Below are 16286 nucleotides of genomic sequence, written 5' to 3' on the forward strand. Positions count from 1 at the left end.
CTAGCCTCTTTCGCCTGCGAGGACAGGGACGTGCTGGTGGCTGGGCAGCGTAATGTCGACTTGATCGTCCCTGGTACCGGCAGCGCTTTCAAGCAGGCGAAGTGCGGTGCGGTAGCCGTTGAAGGTGCCGACGTCGACATAGGCGGTGCCAGCCTTGATGCCGCAGGCATCGCCTCCGGCGGCGAGATAGGCATTGACCAGCGTGCCGATATATTCGTCGCACCGGTCCCGTTCCCGCCACAGCGCGGCGAGCTGGTGAAGGGTGCGGCCGGGCATCTTGAACGCACCCCAGATCCAGTTCGATTGGGCATTCTGCTGCTTGACCTGGATTTGCTTCACCCGGCTGTCCTGGTCGACAACAACGGCGTCGAAGAACTCCGGCTGGTCCACCGGAAACAGCAGGAAGGACAGGCCGTCGTCCGGGAGGGCCAGGAAGCCGTCTTCGGGAAACCAGATCGTATCAGGCAACCCGACCAGAACGGTCTCATCGGCTGTGACGAGCGGTGCGGCACGGAAGATGGCGTCGCAAAGGCCGACCGGAGAGGGCTGCACCACAAACAGCGCAGTCGCGTCGGCATAGCCGGCAGAATAATATTCGAGGATATCCGACTTACCCGAGCCGATGACGAAGCAGATCTTGTCGGCCCCCGCGCGCACCATGCGGCGCACCAGGTATTCGCTGACCGCGCAAGGCCGTTCGGTGTTGCCGTCGATGCGGCTGCCGACCGGCAGAAGCTCCTTCGAAAAGCCGAGCGGCTGGATGCGGCTTCCCCGTCCGGCTGCGGGCACGATGCCCAACATCAAACTGCCTCCTTCAACGGCTCGCCATGCGTGGAGCCGTGCAGTGCATCGGACAGGATGCGGTCGAATTCCTTCGCGCGCCGTGCCGAGGTGTGTTCCTCCAGCACCCGCTCGCGCGCTCGACGGCGGATGGCGTCAAGCTCGGCGTCGGACAGGTCGAGCGCGGCGACCACGTCGTCGGTGCTGTTCGCCACGACGATCTCTTCGCCGGGCCGGAAAAAGGCCTCCAGTCCCGGCCATGTGTCGCTCACCATCGCGGCACCGCAAGCGGCGGCTTCGAACAGCCGGCCAGATGGGCACCAGCCCCTTTCTGCCATCGCCTCGCGGGTCACATTCAGAGTCAGCCGTGATGATGAAAAGAAGGCGGGGTGGTCGGCGGGCGGCAGGTGACGGACGAAGAAAATATTGTCGCTCCACGGGAATTCCTGCGGATATTGTGCGCCGCCAATGATGAAGCGGCGCTCCGGCAGGCGCGCAGCCGGACTGACCAGCAGCCTCTCGACCCCGGCCTGGCGGTCTGCCGCATAGGTCCCGAGATAGGAAAGGTCGCCGGCAAACTCCGGCCTGGGCGGAGCCGGCCGGTGTCGCTCTGGATCGACATGGCCGTAGAGCGGCATGACGTGGCGCGCACCCAGCATCGACCTCAATGCGTCGATCGCGGTTCCTCCCGTGTAGCTCAGCACGAGATCGAAATCGCGAAGCCCTTCCGGCCCGAAATAGGCCGGAGGCTCACCTTGTTCGATCCGCGCCAGCGTCACCGGCGTGTCCAGATCGTAGAACACCTTCAGTCCGCGGCAGGCCTGGTGGGCAAGGCGCGACGCGCTCACGGCATCGGGGCAATAGGAGGTGACGATGACGACATCGGCCTCACTCATCGCCTGCTCGGCAACGCTCTGGATGTCCTGCCAGTCCGGATAAAGGACAATGCTGCCGCCATCCAACTGATCGAGGTCGCGCGTCCCGGCATAATAGGGAGTGTTGCGTTCGAAGAAGGTGATGGACCAGCCCAGCCCGGCCATCGCCCGGATCAATCCGCGCCACAGTGTGGCGTGCCCATTGCCCCACGACGATGTCACGGTAAGACCGAAAATAGCCATACGCATCCGGCAATTCCTCGTCAGGCAGCTTCGTTGAGTCTGATCAGCTTCGACCCCCAGTCCCCCCAAACAACCGTGGTGATCGAGGCTGGGTCGATATCGAAGCGAAAGCAGTTCCCCAGCGACAGGCCGAGCACCTTGCACACGGCGGCCTTGATGACGTCGGCATGGCTGACCAGTGCGACGCCCTGGTTCTGGTAGGTGCCGCGGACCTGCTCGATCAATGAGACGACGCGTTGCTGCACGTCCAGCATGGTCTCGCCGCTCGGTGTTCTCGCCTGCTGACGCTGGTCGTTCCACACCCGCCAGTCGGCATCCTGGTTCAGCTCCTCGAAGGTCTTTCCCGACCAGGTGCCGAAGTCGATCTCATCGATCTCCTCGCGGATCGCGATTTCACCGGCATTGCAGGCGAGCGCGATCGGATTGGCAGTCTCCTGCGTGCGTTCGCGCGGGCTGCAGAAGATTGCCGCTATCGCCTCACGTGCCATGCGGTCTGCCAGATGCGAGGCCTGTGCCTTGCCGGCTTCGCCGAGGCAAACGCCGGCCATCCTTCCGGCAAGATAACAGCCGACATTGTCGTGCGCGGCGTGGCGCACCAGAAAGAACGTCGTCGTCATTCCGCGGCATCGAGCATCGGCTCGTCCTTGCCGGCGATAAAAGAGAGCGTGCGCTGGCGCGCTTCCGCGTCGGTGAACTGCTCGGGCGGCGATTTCATGAAATAGCTGCAGGGACCGGTCAGCGCGCCCGCGATACCGCGGTCGAGCGCCAGCTTGGCGCAACGCACCGCATCGATGACGACGCCGGCCGAATTGGGCGAATCCCACACTTCCAGCTTGAGCTCGGCATTGAGCGGTACGCCGCCGAAGGTCGTGCCTTCGACCCGGATATAGGCCCACTTGCGGTCGGTCAGCCACGGGACATGGTCGCTCGGCCCGACGTGAATGTTGCCGGGCTCCAGGGGAACGTCGATCTGGCTGGTGACGGATTGCGTCTTTGAGATCTTCTTCGATTCCAGCCGCTCGCGCTCCAGCATGTTGAGGAAGTCGGTGTTGCCGCCGAAATTGAGCTGGTAGGTGCGATCGATGCGCACGCCGCGCTCGCGGAACAGGTTGGCGAGCAGCCGGTGGACGATCGTCGCACCGACCTGGCTCTTGATGTCGTCGCCGATCAGCGGCAGGCCGTGCTGCTCGAAGCGCCGGCGCCACTCCGGCCGCGAGGCGATGAAGACGGGTATACAGTTGACCAAGGCACAGCCCGCCTCGAGCGCGCACTCGGCATAAAAGCGCGTTGCCTCCTCCGAACCGACAGGCAGATATGACACCAGGATTTCGGCGCCGCTTTCGGCGAGGATCTTGCTGATGTTGGCGACGGGTTCGTCGGCCTCCACGATCTCGTCACGCAGATATTTGCCGATGCCATCCAGCGTCGGTCCGCGTTCGACGCGGGCGCCGGTAGGCGCTACATTGGCAAAGCGGAAAGTATTGTTCGGCGCGCTGTAGATCGCGTCGGCCACATCGCGTCCGACCTTGCCCTTGGCGACGTCGAAAGCGCAGACCACTTCGATGTCCTTGACATGGTAGCCGCCAAGATCGGCATGCATCAGCCCGGGTATGGGCTCATTGCTTCTTGCGTCGCGGTAATAGGTGATGCCCTGAACAAGGGAGGAGGCGCAGTTGCCGACGCCGACTATTCCGATCCGAACTTTCTTCGATCCCACGAAACCGCTGCCTATGCTGTTGAAGGTAAGTTCTTCGTGCCAAACCGCCTGCCTCGCTGATTGTTCCTTGCCGGCTGCAAAAATCGTGCAACCGATGGTGGATCAAAGTAGCGCTCGCCGAGTTGTGCAGTGAGGCCAACCGGGACGGGACAATGATCGTCTATGGCGACCACAAGCGAATTGAGAGCGCGCGACATGTTCGCAGCTCGGCCTGCGAAGCGGCCGGGCACATTGCGGACATGCCCAGCGGGATCGAACGCCACGCAGCCCTGGTCGGCCTGTTCATCAAGACCTCGGAATTGGTCCAGGGCCTTGCCGATGCTGAATTCGAGGCCAACGGCATGGACAGGAATTCCCGACAGCGGATCGCGGGCGCAAATCTCCTGGTCGGCTTGGCCCGGGACGTGGGCAGATCGTGGAGGGCCGGATTCGCCGTCGACGGCCCGATCGATGCCGACGTGCCGCGAATGCTGGCCGAACTCGATTGCGACGGCGAAATCCTCATCGGCACGGCCGAGGGCTACGCCCATTACGCGCTCTATCCGGAAAGCTATTTGGTCGCCGCGCGGCAGTCGGGTCTCGATGCGAACACATGCGTAATCGGCATCCGCAGCATCGGCCTGGGGCTTGCAGCGATGGTGGCTGCAGCCATCGGCGCACAGGCACCCGTCGGTGTCCGTCCGATCGGTCATCCGTTTCGCAGGCGGCTTGCCGCCGATCCGGAACTGATCGGCGGCTGGAGGACAAGGCCATCGGCCCATTTCGCTGTCGTCGATGAGGGCCCGGGCCTGTCCGGCAGCTCGTTTCACGCCGTCGTCGCATGGCTGCAAGCGCTGGATATCGATGCCGGGCGCATCCATCTGTTCCCCAGCCATTCGGGTGGGCCGGGTCCCGAGGCATCGGCGGACATCCGTGAGGCATGGACGGTTTGCCAAAAACACACCGCGGATTTCGAACGGACTTTCCCCGCGGGATCCGCTCTGCCGGCGCTGCGGGATTGGGTGGCCAGGACGATCGGCCGCACAGCGGTCAGCCTGATGGAAATATCCGCCGGAGAGTGGCGTCGCTTGCATTATGGCTCGCAGGATCATTGGCCACCCGTCCACCGCGGCTTAGAGCGGCGAAAGTTTCTTGCTTCTGCGGGCCGGGAAAAATGGTCGGTCAAATTCGTCGGCCTCGGTGAAATCGGAATGCACAAGGCCGAGACTGCCAGGAGGCTGCATGACGCAGGCTTTGGCCCGGAAATTGCCGGGCTGTGCCATGGCTTTCTCGTCGAACGCTGGAGCGACGGTGCAACGCTGGAGCGGGCAAGGCATTCGAAACAAAAAATGGTCGCTCATCTGGCGCGCTATCTCGCCTGGCGCGCAGCCAATCTGCCCGCCTCCGGGCCGGGTGCCTCGCTGGAGGCGCTTGCCGACATGGCCGTGCGGAATACCAGCGAGGCGCTGGGCGAAAGCCGCGCGGCGGAGCTGCGGAACTGGTTCTCGAAACAGGCTTCACCAAAGACCATGCAGCGGGTCGAAATCGACGGGCGGCTTCATCCGTGGGAGTTCATCCTTTCGCGCGGCGGAACGCTGATCAAGACGGACGCCCTCGACCATTGCCGATCGCACGATCTGATCGGCTGCCAGGACATCGCCTGGGACATTGCCGGCGCCCGTGTCGAGTACAGCCTCTCCGACGCGGCGACTGCGGCACTGTGCAAAGCTGTCGAGGCGACTACGTCTCGTCCCGTCGATGCCAAACTGGTCCACTACTACGAGCCCTGCTATCTCGCCTTCCAGCTTGGCTTGTGGAGCATGGCTGAGCGATCGGGCGATGATCGGGAACAGATCCGGCTGGCGGCCGCGGCAAGACGTTACGCTGCCGCGCTGCTTCGTTTCCTGGAAAGCCAAGGCGACCTGCGGCCCTTCGAGCCCGATCAATCCAGCCGGCGCAGCATATCCGCTTCCTTTTCGAGGATGGCGGCTACCTCCTCGCGCTGAAGATGCGTCATCATCAGGCTCACACAACATTCCAGATAGGTGATAGAGGCGCGCCGCAGGAAGGCAGCCGTCTCCTTTGCGGCCATTTGTTCGATGTCTTTGGCGGATCGCTTCGGATGCACAGTCGTCTCCATGCCGGTACCTTGGCAGAACCAGAAGCTGGACGGGTTGTTCCCGCGACGAGAAAAAGTGACCAAATCCGAAACGACCGCGCGATCATACAGCGGCCAGACGCTCCTCGCCTCAGGCCGGCAGGTTTTGCAGCCGGCCTGATGCAGAACGCACGGTGGCGGCAATTCGACGTCTTCTGTCGATCATCTGCGCCGTCTCAAGCTCGGCAAAATAGCCGATCGTGTGCATCAAACCCTGCCTGAGCGGCACTTTTGGCGACCAGCCGAGAAGCTTTCTCGCGCGGGAAATGTCGGGTTGCCGACGACGAGGATCGTCTTGCGGCAGCGGCAGGAATTTCAGGCCCGATTTGGTTGCGGTCATGCCTCTCACCAGGCTCGCCAGTTGCAGGATGGTGAACTCCCCCGGATTGCCCAGATTAACCGGCTGGCGTGGATTGGGATCGACCTCCATCAGCCGGATCAAGCCGTCGACCAGATCGGAAACGTAGCAGAACGACCTGGTCTGCAGCCCGTCGCCGAATATCGTCAGCGGCCGTCTCTCGAGTGCCTGCATGATCAGATTGGAAACGATCCGTCCGTCCGCAGGGTCCATCCTGGGACCATAGGTGTTGAAGATGCGCGCGACACGGATATCGGCCTTTCCCATTCTCAAATAATCGAAGCATAAGGTTTCGGCGGTGCGCTTGCCTTCGTCATAGCAGGCGCGGGGCCCGATGCAGTTCACGTGGCCGACATAGTCTTCCTTCTGCGGATGCTGTTCGGGATCGCCGTAAATTTCGCTGGTGGACGCCTGCAGGAACCGGGCGCCATTGCGGGCGGCGAGCTCCAGCAGATTGAGCGTTCCGATGACGCAAGTCCGCGTCGTATGGACCGGGTCGGCCTGGTAACGCGGCGGCGAGGCCGCGCACGCCATGTTGAAGATGCGGTCAACCGGTTCGCCAAGCTCCAACGGTCGGCAAATGTCTTGCTTGATCAGCCGAAAATCCGGACGATCGGCGATCGATGCTATGTTCTCCATGCGGCCGGTAAGGAAATTGTCGACGCAGATCACGCGCCAGCCGGCCTGGAACATTGTCTCGCAAAGATGCGAACCGAGGAAACCTGCGCCGCCGGCGACAAGCACGGTCTTGGTCCGTTGCGCCTTTCTTGATAGCTGCATCTCTATCTTCTCCCGTCTGCGGGTCATGCTGCGCTCTCGACGTCCAGATCGAGAACAGAACCTGGCGATTTGGCCTGCGCCAGCAGCGAAACGAATTCGCGGGCTCTTGCGATGCTTGTGTGAGCTGCGAGGATGAGCACGCGCGCCTGCCTGGCCATGGCAAGCCGGGCGCCGTCGGATTCCCCGGACAGGATACCGACTACGTCCTCGGTCCTGCGAGCCGTGTGGATCGTCCGCTCTGGAAACAGGCTGTCCAGTCCGGCCCAGCTATCGCTGATGATCGCCGTGCCGCAGGCGGCTGCCTCGAAGAGGCGCACGCTGGGCGACCATCCGGCCGCGATCATGGAACTGCGCGTGACGTTCAACGTGTAGCGTTGGCGGCTGTAAAAGGCGGCGTGATCTGCCGGCGGCAGGTGTTCGATGCGATCCACATTGTCCGGCCAGGCGATTTCGCGCGGATATTGCGAGCCTGTCACGACGAAGCGGCGCTCTGGCATGCGACGCGCCGGTTCGAACAGCAGGGCCTCCAGCGTCGCCTGGCGGTCGGGGCTGTAGGTGCCGAGATAGCCGAGATCCCAGCGGATTGGATCACCGGTTCCGTGATGCCGTTCCGGGTCGACGGAGCAGTAGAGCGGCTCGGCCCGCCTCGCGCCGAATTCCGCCGTTAGACGGGCAAGCGTCGGCCCGCCGGTGAAGGAGAAGTAGACGTCGAAATACGGGACCTGCCGCCTGGCAATGTACTCGCAATCATCGGTCGAAAGCTTTGCCAGCGTGATCGGAGTGTCGATGTCGTAGAAGCAGAACTGACCCGTGCACAACGATGCCACGACGTCGATGATTTCAGGGCCTTCGGGAACGAAGGAGCCGACGACCACGATATCGGCATCGCGCAGGCAGCGCGCAAAATTGCGGCGAAGATCATCGATCGTTTCATAGTAGCGCAAGGCGCAGAAATCGGGATCGCGCAGATCCCGGTGACTTGCGTACCACGGCACGTCGCGTTCGAGAAAAGTGACGCGGTGGCCGAGTTCGTGGAGACCTTTAAGCAGCCCCCGAAAGGTGGTGGCATGGCCGTTTCCCCAGGATGAGGAGAGCGACAGGCCAAGAAAGACGATGTCGAGCGGCTTCGTCATTCGGCCGCCTCCACGGTCGGACGCTCGAAATGGCGCCTGAAGATGGCGTCGGCCAAAACGGCCCGTGTCGTATAGGTATGTTCGCCAAGTACCCGCCGAAGCGCCGATGCCCCGATCGCCTTGGCCCGTTCGGCACTAAGGCTTTGCATGATCTCGGCGACGTCCTCGCCATCGCGCGCGACCAGGATTTCCTCGCCGGGTTTCAGGAACAGGTCGACGCCGAGCCAGGCGTCGGTGATGAGGCATGCGCCGGCGCCCGCCGCCTCAAAAACGCGCGTCGCAGGTGAAAAGCCATTGGCCGCCATGCTGTCGCGGCTGATGTTCAGCACCGCCTTGGCCGTGACGTTCAATGCATTGTGGTCGCGCGTGCCGACATGGCCGAGCCATCGGACATTGGCGGGCATCTGCTTGTCGCCCCAGCCCGATCCGCCGAGCAGGAAGCGCTGATCGGCGGAGCGGCCGGCCGGGTCGAGGAAGAAGGCCTCGACGCGCGCCTCGCGGTCCGGCAGCCGGTTGCCGAGAAAGGCGAGATCGCAGGCAAAGCGCATGTCCTTGCCGACCGGATGATGCGTTTCCGGATCGAGCGCGTTGTAGATCGGCACGCATTCGGCCGCCCCCATTGCCCGATAGGCCCAGACCACCGGGTCGCCGCCGCCATAGGTCAGCACGAGGTCGATTTCCTGCAGCGCGCGATGCAGCGGATGGTCGGGCTCGTCGCGCAACTGGCCAAGCGTCGCCGGCGCATCGACATCCCAGAATACGGTGAGCGCATCGGCACGGGCGTGATCGAGCACCGCCCGCAACAGTGCGTCGTCGGCGAAACCGACGCCGCTCGCCTTGACGACGATATCTGCCTCCGCCGCTCGCGCCGCCACCTGCATCATGGCATGCGGAGTGGCCTCGTAGACGACGACGGCACACCAGTCCGGCGCCTCGATGTCGCGGTTCTTCTGGCGATCGTAGACATCGGGCTCATAGAAGGTGATGTCGTAGCCGAGCCTGGCCAAGGCCTTGAGCAGCCCGCGGTAATAGGTGGCCGCGCCGTTCCAGTAGGACGACAGCAGGCTTGACCCGTAAAATGCGATCTTCATTCGGCGGCCTCCTTTGCAAGGATCGTGTCGGCGGCTTGGCGGCGCCCGCATTCGGCGAGTACGCCGAACAATTGATCCGCCCGGTGCCGGCATGTGTGCCGCAAGCGGATGGTCTCGAGGCCCGATGTCGCCAGAGAAGCGGCGAGGTCCGCGTCGTGCAGCACGGCGCGAAGATGACGCCGCATCTCGGAACCGTTGTTTGCAAACAGAAAATCTACGCCGGGCCTGAACAGGCATTCGACATCGGACCACGGCGCCGAAACGAGCGGGATGCCGCAGGCGAGCGCCTCGAACATGCGGATGGTCGGGATGCCGGGCAGGCTTTCGCGGTATGGACGCCGCGGGATGTGAACCGTGATGCGGTTCGCCGCGAACGCCTTCGGCACGTCGGCATTGGCGATCCAGCCTTCGCAGCGCAGGCCGGCGGCCGCAAGGTCGGCGAGCGCCTCCCGCGGATAGCGAACGCCGTGGACGGTTCCGCTCAGGCCGAGTTCACGCACCGGGCCGACCAGGAACTCCCTGATTTCGGCACTGCGCTCGTCGTCGCCCCAATTGCCGATCCAGATAAGGTCGGAACTACGCTCGATTTCAGGATGCGGCTGGAACAGGTGGTCATCGGCTGCCTCGTGCCAGGTGAAGACCCGCTTGCCCCATCCGGCGCGAAGATAGCTTTCCCGCAGCGCCTCGCCGAAGGCGAGCACGCCGTCGTAATGTTCAAGCCGCAAGGCGGAAATCGCTTGCGTGGCCGAGATAGCGCGATGGTGCGTGTCGTGGAACAGCAGCGTGAAACGGCCGCCAGTTGCTTTCGCCCTGCCCAGCCGCGCAACAAGGTCCGGCTCGGTCCACTCATGCACGATCACCACATCGGCGTCGGAGATCCAGGCTTCGTGGTCGAAAGCGGCATCGTAGGTCACCGGCATCAACTCGGGGAAGTCCTTCCGGAATCGCTCGATTGCGAAGGACCCTTTCTCGGCCAGCAGGTTCGACCGGCTCCAGCCGTCGGCGGGCTCCAGCGCGATAGCCTGGTGCCCGCGCGCGACCAGCTCACGCATGATGCCGCGCAGGAAATGTGCGTTGCCGTGGTTCCAGTCGGAAACGATCGAATGGGTGTAGAATAAAAATCGCATAATCAATTATCCGCCATGGTGGCCAGGGCCGCCTTGTCGTAGACGCCGCGCATGGCGGTCGCCTGTCTTGCCAATGAAAATCTGCGGCTTCGGCGAGCGGCTGCTTCACCGAGCTCTCGCCGGCGCTGCGCGTCGCTGCAAAGGCTGTTGACGCATCTGGCGAGATCGCCCGGATCGCGCGCGTCGAAGAACATGGCCGCCCCGTCCCACAATTCGCGATAGGTCGAGATATCCGCGAGCACCAAAGGCGTCTTCGACATCGCGGCTTCCAGCGTGGCCAGGCCGAACGGTTCGTAGAGCGACGGCGATACGAAAATGCCTGCCCGCGCCATCAGCGAGCGCACTTCCTCATGTGGCACCGGTCCGACGGGAACGGCGTGACTGAAGCCAACATGCTGGCCGTCCGGGCCTTGCAAGGAGCCGGCGACGAAGACCGGCCATTGCGTCAGGGAGGCGGCCTGGTCCAGCACCGCCGCATTCTTTCCTTCGTCCCACCAGCGCGCGGCGGCGAAAACCACCGATTCCCGTCTTTCGCTCTTCGCGCCGGGCCGCGCCCCGTTGCCGACGACGCTCAGGCGGGCGATCGGCCCGTAGCAGGTTTCGAGCATGTCGGCATGGCTGCGGCTGGGTGCAACGACAATGCCTGTTTTGTCGAAACCGCGCCGGTTGCGGTCCTTCTGCCAGGCCCATTCGCCGTCCGCCGCCTGTCCCTTGACGGCGTGGAACCATGTCACCACGCAGGAATGCGACACCGTCACGATCGGGCAGGGCACATCGAGCCCCGCGGCCTGCGTCGGCGCGTTGAGATGGACGATTTCGACGGCGTAGTCACGTATGAGCGGGTGCAGCTCCCGCTGCAATGTATCGAGGTCGTGCTCGTTGCGGGTCATCCAGTCGGGCGGCGTGTTGAGCCAGGTCAGCGCCGCGAATGACTGGGCCTCCTCCGCCTGCTGCCTGGACGGTTCCGGACCAAGCCCGGCAAGCACGACGCTGTCGCCGCCGGCGACCAATTGCCTGGCCAGATCGAGCGCATAGCGCCAGACGCCACCGACGGCATCGACGGTCATCAGTATGCGACGCGGCGGGCTCAGCGTCCGCAACATGTGGCCTCCAATTCAGCCAGCGGACGCGGACGCTTCTCCTGGATGTCGCTGAACGTTCGGAAGGATGCGAGGTAATGTTCATGCGCGCGCTCCCAGGCGAGATCGTCCGGCTCGCCCCAAAGTTCGCGGTAGCTCGGCGAACTCGGATAAGGATAGAGCGGCACCGGTTCGTTGGCCCAAACGCCGTTGTCGATCAGGTGCTTCCGCCAATAATCGACGAGCGCGGGATCGTCCTCGACCACGCCGATCAGATTGGCCTGCACGAACGGCACGTGGCGCCTTGCGTCGACCAGCAGCGCGGCCAGCTCCTCGGTGCCCAAACGGCAGCGTTTTGCCAGCATGGCGCGGCCTTCCACAGTCAGGCTTTCGAGGCCCGCCTCGATCGAGACGCAGCCGGCGGCACCGAGCAGCTTCAGCAATTCCGGCTTCCAGAGGTCAATACGGGTCTGCACGCCGAACTTCACATCGCGATCGACCAGCGCCTCCAGCAATGCCTTTTGCGGCAGGAAGATCTCGTCGATGAAGTAGATGTAGCCGACACCCTGTGCGATCAGCCGGTCGATCTCGGCGATCACTGCTTCGTGGTTCCGGCGGCGGTAGGCATCGCGGAAATCGATCTTGGCGCAGAAGCTGCAATTATACGGGCAGCCGCGCGACGCCTCGACCTCCGCGCCAAAGCCGACCTGGTTGTCGTCGAAGCGATGATGGTGGTGCGAATGCGCGGCAATCCAGTCCGACGGCCATTCGAGCGGCGGGTGATCGATGAACGAGCTCGCATGCACGCCGCCGTTCGAGACCAGTTCTCCATCCTCGAAATAGGCCGTGGACGGCACCGCGCTCCAGTCGTCGCGCCGGGCAAGTTCCGCGACCACTTCCTCGCATTCGCCGCGCACGACGATGTCGACGCCTAGCTTGCGCAAAGTCGGCGTCGGCGTCGCCGAGCCATGCGGCCCGACGGCGACGGTGCGACCGCCGCACCCGGCAAGATGATTGAGGAAATCGGCCGGCACCCGCAACTCGGGCGGTGCGCAGCGCCAGAACAGGTAGGTCGGCGCGGTGCTGACGACGGTCATGTCAGGCTCGAATGCGGCGACGCGATCGGCGAGCGCGGCGTTGTCGAGCTTCTGGATCTGCCCGTCCAGCATCAGCACCTCGTGGCCGGCGGCGTCGAGCAGCGCTTTCGAATAGCCGAGTTCGAGCGGCAGATGCGGCTGGCGGCAGCCGAAATAGATGCTGTCCTGGTACGTCCAGGACGGATTGACCAGAGCGACCCTCATGCCACGTACCTCGCCGGTTCGGGATGCGGGTCGAGGCGATGACGCTGCAGCCAGTCGGCGAGGTCGCGGATGCCGTTTTGCCACGGGACGTGCGCTTTCCATCCCAGCGCCGCCTCGATCGCGCGTGTGTCGGCGACGAAGAACGGTTGGTCGCCGGTGCGTTCGCGGTCGTAACGGATCGGAACGTCCCGTTTCGTTATGTCGCGAATCTCGTTCAGCAGCGTGCGCAGGCTGACGGCGTTTTGTGGTCCGCCGCCGAGATTGAATGCTTGGCCGCTGATTTCCTCGATCCGGTCGAGCACGGCGCGATAGGCCGCGACCGCGTCGGCAACGTGGAGGATGTCGCGCACCTGCTTGCCGTCGCCATAGATGGTGATCGGCCGGTCCGAGAAGGCGCTAAGCAGGAAGTGGGCGACCCAGCCCTGATCCTCCGTCCCGAACTGGCGCGGTCCATAGATGCAGCTCATGCGCAGCACCGCCGTCGGCAGGTCGTATGACTTGGCGTAGTCGAGGACATACTGGTCCGCCGCGCCCTTGGAGCAGCCATAGGGCGTGCAGAAATCGAGGCCGCGCGTCTCGTCGATGCCGTGCGCATGGATGGCCGCGTCGCGAGGCGCGTATCTGCCGTCCTCTTCGCGCATGGCGAGATCGGCAAGGCGGCCATAGACCTTGTTGGTGCTGGCGAAAACGACGGGGGTGCGCTTGCCGCTGCGGCGAGCGGCTTCCAGGACGTTGAACGTCCCGCGCAGGTTGACGTCGAAATCCTCGTCCGGTCGAACCAGGCTCGTGGTGACGGCGGTCTGCGCTGCAAAGTGGAAAACCGCCTTTGAACGCGCCACCAGCGGCGCGAGCGCCTCGGCGTCGCGGATATCGGCGATTTCGATGGTCAGGCGGCTGCCGTGCTTTTGCGTCAGCCATTCCAGGTTCTGCTCGACGCCGGGACGGCTCAGGTTGTCGATGACCAGCACCAGTTCGCCATCCGACAACAGGCTGTCGGCGAGGTTGGAGCCGATGAAGCCGCTGCCGCCGATAATGGCGATGGGCATTTCGCGAAAATCGGGTGACTCCGGTCTCATGATACCAGCCCTCGCGCTTCGAGTTCCCGCTTCATCTCGGCGCTGCGATCGATGGCGACCGTGTTGCGCACCCAGGCGACGAAATCGCCGAGCGAATGCTCCAGCCGGTACTGCGGCTGGAAGCCGAGCAGTTCGCGCGCCTTGGAGATGTCGGCAAAGCAATTGCGGATATCGCCGGAGCGTGCCTTGCCGAGGATTTCCGGCTGGCGGCCAGGCACGCCCATCGCTTCGGCGAGCAGCCGGGCGACATCGCTGACCGCGTAGGCTCGCCCGCTGCCGATGTTGATGACGTGGCCGCGTGCCTGCGGCTGTTCCAGCGCCAGCCGGAAGGCGCGGGCGACGTCGCGTACATGCACGAAATCGCGCTGCTGTTCGCCGTCCTCGAAGATCAGCGGCCGCTGGCCGTTGGCGATGCGCGAGGCGAAGTTCGCGAGGACGCCGGTATACGGGTTCGAGAGCGCCTGTCCGGCGCCGAAGACATTGAACAGGCGCAGCGCCACCGCATCGACCCCATAGGCTTCGCCGAAGATCAGTACGGCGCGTTCCTGGGCGTATTTCGTCAGCGCGTAAATTGAGGCGAGATCGACCGGTTTCTGTTCGTCGGTCGGCAGCGGCGACAGGACTTCACCTTCCGGGGACAGGGGATTCCATTGGCCGCTGCGGATATCGTCCGGCTGCCGTCTTGCATTGTCGATGCGCCGGCCGTCCGGCGTCGCATAGAGACCCTCGCCATAGACGCTCATCGACGAAGCAACGACGATCCGTTCGATCGGGCGTTTGATCAGCGCTTCCAGCAACGTGGCGGTGCCGAGGTCGTTGGCGCCGACATAGCGGGCGATCTCGTACATGGACTGGCCGACGCCCACTTCAGCCGCCAGGTGAATGATCGCGTCGACATCGTCGACCGCCTCTGAGATGGCGTCGCGATCGCGAACGTCGCCTTTGATCAGCTTGGCGCCTGGCGGCAGGCTGATTGCCTCGCCACCATGCACCTGGTCCAGCAGCGCATCGAGAATTGAAACCCCATAGCCATGTTCAACGAGTTCCTGGGCGACGTGGCGGCCGATAAAACCGCAGCCTCCCGTGACCAGTATACGTTTCACGACAACTCCTCATACGAATGGCTTTGCCGCCCCAAACTTCCGGGCGAAAGGTTTGTTCCCTTGCTTCAACAAAGTTCCCGGAACGCTGCGCTCCGAAAGCGACCCCGCCTCGGGCTGGGCACGGGAACATCGAAGCGCGCTTGGTGTTAGGAGCCATAATCAACCAACCGCGCGCACATGCCGGGCAGCAATGCATCTGCTGGTTGTGTGAGGGCAGACCGGAGCAACGCGTGAGATCTCGCGGCCTGCGGTGGAATCGAAGGGAGATTGCGATGTCTGAATCCAGGACGACCACCGATCACGACGAAATCCGCCGTTGGGCCGAGGACCGCGACGGGCGACCGGCGGTGGTGCGCACCAAGGGCGAGGGAGGCATACTGCGCATCGACTTCGGCGAGCCTGAAGAGACGTTCGAGCCTGTCGAATGGGACGAGTTCTTCAGGATCTTCGATGAGAACGAACTGGCCTTCCTCTACCAGGATGAGACCAGCGGCGGAAAGACCAGCCGCTTCAACAAATTCGTCGAACGCAGCCGGAAGTAGGATCGCGGCAAACAGCGGCCACGGTCAGTGCAGCAGGTTTGGCCCGCGTGCCCTGACGATGTTTCGCATGATGCCGTTGAGCCAGTCCTCCGTGGAGGAGCCGGATCGTCTCTTGTCGATTTCGCCGATGGCCTGTTCGAGCGTTCGCTCGACCAGCCGGTCGGAGGCCTCCACATCTCCCAGCAGCAGGCGCGCCGCGAGCCTGAGCTTGGGCAGCAGCGAAAATACGTCGTCCGAGGGCTCCGACGATCGGCCTCCTTTCGATGCCGACGTCTCGGCTGGGAAGAGAGCATCGAAGACAGCCTGGCCGTTCGAGGATTTTCGGAGGCTGCTGGCATAGCGAAGGCGCTCAGGAATAACGATGTCTTCGTCGCCGCTGAAAAACACGAACGGCACGCCACGGCGCATCAACTCGTCGGCGATCGGGAATACCCGTCGTCCGTTGAGATTGACGTCCAGGATCGCGGCCTCCGCCTCGTCCGTATGTTTTGATGCCTGTTCGACCGTCGCCACCGGGCCAAGCACCACGGCGCCCATCTTGCTGAAGTAACGTGCAAGATCGCCCGCCAGCATCCATTCGTCCTCGACGATCAGGATATGCAAGCCTTGCAGGTCGCGCACCTCATTGTTCCTTCTTCCTGCGGGATTTACGGCTGTCGGCGCGGACTTCCGCAAAATGGCGGGCCAGGACCTCTTGCAACCGTTCCGCGAGCGCGAGCAGGCGAGGCGGGATGTTTTCAGATACCGGGAACTTGGTCAGATCCGGCGAGGGCAACAGGATTCGCTTGGCCGGCTTTATTTCAGGTGGTCGTCTTGCCATTGGAACCGCCTCCGAAGTCAAATGTTAATGCCCAGCCGCGGTGCTTTGTTCCGTTACTGGACTATTTACTGGCCTCAGGCTCGGCCCGGTCTTAGTCTGAGGCGTGATTAGGGTCTGAGGCCCG

The 16286-nt window shown here is 63.6% G+C and carries 17 protein-coding genes; 2 read left to right on the forward strand and 15 right to left on the reverse strand.

Annotated features, from left to right (window positions below; all coding sequences use genetic code 11):
* Genes NKJ15_RS06305 through NKJ15_RS06320 form a run of 4 tightly spaced genes read right to left on the reverse strand, consistent with a single transcriptional unit; the run spans position 1 to position 3615 of the window.
* Positions 1-801 carry a nucleotidyltransferase family protein gene (locus NKJ15_RS06305; RefSeq protein ID WP_352472874.1) on the reverse strand — a complete coding sequence of 267 codons (801 nt, stop codon included), beginning with the start codon at positions 799-801 and terminating at the stop codon, positions 1-3.
* Complete coding sequence (locus NKJ15_RS06310) at positions 801-1904, reverse strand: CgeB family protein (protein WP_352472875.1); 1104 nt, start codon at positions 1902-1904, stop codon at positions 801-803. The genes NKJ15_RS06305 and NKJ15_RS06310 overlap by 1 nt, the downstream gene beginning before the upstream one ends.
* A gap of 14 nt (positions 1905-1918) precedes the next feature.
* Entirely contained in the window at positions 1919-2515 is a 597-nt protein-coding gene (locus NKJ15_RS06315; protein WP_352472876.1) for a histidine phosphatase family protein, read from the reverse strand.
* A complete protein-coding gene (locus NKJ15_RS06320; protein WP_352472877.1) occupies positions 2512-3615 on the reverse strand; it encodes an inositol-3-phosphate synthase in 1104 nt (367 codons plus the stop codon). The genes NKJ15_RS06315 and NKJ15_RS06320 overlap by 4 nt, the downstream gene beginning before the upstream one ends.
* Positions 3616-3854: 239 nt before the next feature.
* Here NKJ15_RS06320 and NKJ15_RS06325 point away from each other — a divergent pair, with 239 nt between their 5' ends.
* Positions 3855-5600, forward strand: a complete 1746-nt coding sequence (locus NKJ15_RS06325) for a hypothetical protein (protein WP_352472878.1) — start codon at positions 3855-3857, stop codon at positions 5598-5600.
* Here NKJ15_RS06325 and NKJ15_RS06330 read toward each other — a convergent pair.
* From NKJ15_RS06330 to NKJ15_RS06370, 9 genes are read right to left on the reverse strand one after another with little or no spacing between them, the layout of a single operon-like run.
* Complete coding sequence (locus tag NKJ15_RS06330) at positions 5537-5896, reverse strand: hypothetical protein (RefSeq protein ID WP_352472931.1); 360 nt, start codon at positions 5894-5896, stop codon at positions 5537-5539. The two genes, NKJ15_RS06325 and NKJ15_RS06330, sit on opposite strands and share 64 nt — an antisense overlap.
* A complete protein-coding gene (locus NKJ15_RS06335; protein ID WP_352472879.1) occupies positions 5844-6890 on the reverse strand; it encodes a UDP-glucuronic acid decarboxylase family protein in 1047 nt (348 codons plus the stop codon). Before NKJ15_RS06335 ends, NKJ15_RS06330 begins: the two co-directional genes overlap by 53 nt.
* A gap of 23 nt (positions 6891-6913) precedes the next feature.
* A complete protein-coding gene (locus NKJ15_RS06340; protein WP_352472880.1) occupies positions 6914-8023 on the reverse strand; it encodes a CgeB family protein in 1110 nt (369 codons plus the stop codon).
* On the reverse strand, positions 8020-9114 hold the full coding sequence (locus NKJ15_RS06345; protein WP_254818801.1) for a CgeB family protein: 1095 nt from the start codon (positions 9112-9114) through the stop codon (positions 8020-8022). Before NKJ15_RS06345 ends, NKJ15_RS06340 begins: the two co-directional genes overlap by 4 nt.
* Entirely contained in the window at positions 9111-10241 is a 1131-nt protein-coding gene (locus tag NKJ15_RS06350) for a CgeB family protein (RefSeq protein ID WP_352472881.1), read from the reverse strand. The genes NKJ15_RS06345 and NKJ15_RS06350 overlap by 4 nt, the downstream gene beginning before the upstream one ends.
* A 2-nt stretch (positions 10242-10243) precedes the next feature.
* Positions 10244-11344, reverse strand: coding sequence for a glycosyltransferase family 4 protein (locus tag NKJ15_RS06355; protein ID WP_352472882.1), 1101 nt, complete (start codon positions 11342-11344; stop codon positions 10244-10246).
* Positions 11329-12621 (reverse strand): TIGR04295 family B12-binding domain-containing radical SAM protein, encoded by a 1293-nt coding sequence (locus NKJ15_RS06360; RefSeq protein ID WP_352472883.1) that lies wholly within the window; start codon positions 12619-12621, stop codon positions 11329-11331. Before NKJ15_RS06360 ends, NKJ15_RS06355 begins: the two co-directional genes overlap by 16 nt.
* Positions 12618-13697: an NAD-dependent epimerase/dehydratase family protein gene (locus tag NKJ15_RS06365; RefSeq protein ID WP_352472884.1), complete on the reverse strand. Its 1080-nt coding sequence runs from the start codon at positions 13695-13697 to the stop codon at positions 12618-12620. Before NKJ15_RS06365 ends, NKJ15_RS06360 begins: the two co-directional genes overlap by 4 nt.
* Positions 13694-14800, reverse strand: coding sequence for an NAD-dependent epimerase/dehydratase family protein (locus NKJ15_RS06370; RefSeq protein WP_352472885.1), 1107 nt, complete (start codon positions 14798-14800; stop codon positions 13694-13696). Before NKJ15_RS06370 ends, NKJ15_RS06365 begins: the two co-directional genes overlap by 4 nt.
* 272 nt (positions 14801-15072) lie before the next feature.
* On the opposite strand from NKJ15_RS06370, the gene NKJ15_RS06375 reads away from it, so the two are divergent.
* Entirely contained in the window at positions 15073-15342 is a 270-nt protein-coding gene (locus tag NKJ15_RS06375; RefSeq protein WP_352472886.1) for a hypothetical protein, read from the forward strand.
* A gap of 24 nt (positions 15343-15366) precedes the next feature.
* Here the strand turns inward: NKJ15_RS06375 and NKJ15_RS06380 are convergent, their stop codons facing one another.
* A complete protein-coding gene (locus tag NKJ15_RS06380) occupies positions 15367-15963 on the reverse strand; it encodes a response regulator (RefSeq protein WP_352472887.1) in 597 nt (198 codons plus the stop codon).
* Position 15964: 1 nt separating this feature from the next.
* Positions 15965-16162: a hypothetical protein gene (locus NKJ15_RS06385; RefSeq protein ID WP_352472888.1), complete on the reverse strand. Its 198-nt coding sequence runs from the start codon at positions 16160-16162 to the stop codon at positions 15965-15967.
* Between the last annotated feature and the right edge of the window lie 124 nt (positions 16163-16286).

The sequence above is a fragment of the Mesorhizobium sp. M0207 genome, from assembly GCF_040321995.1.
Lineage (GTDB): Bacteria > Pseudomonadota > Alphaproteobacteria > Rhizobiales > Rhizobiaceae > Mesorhizobium.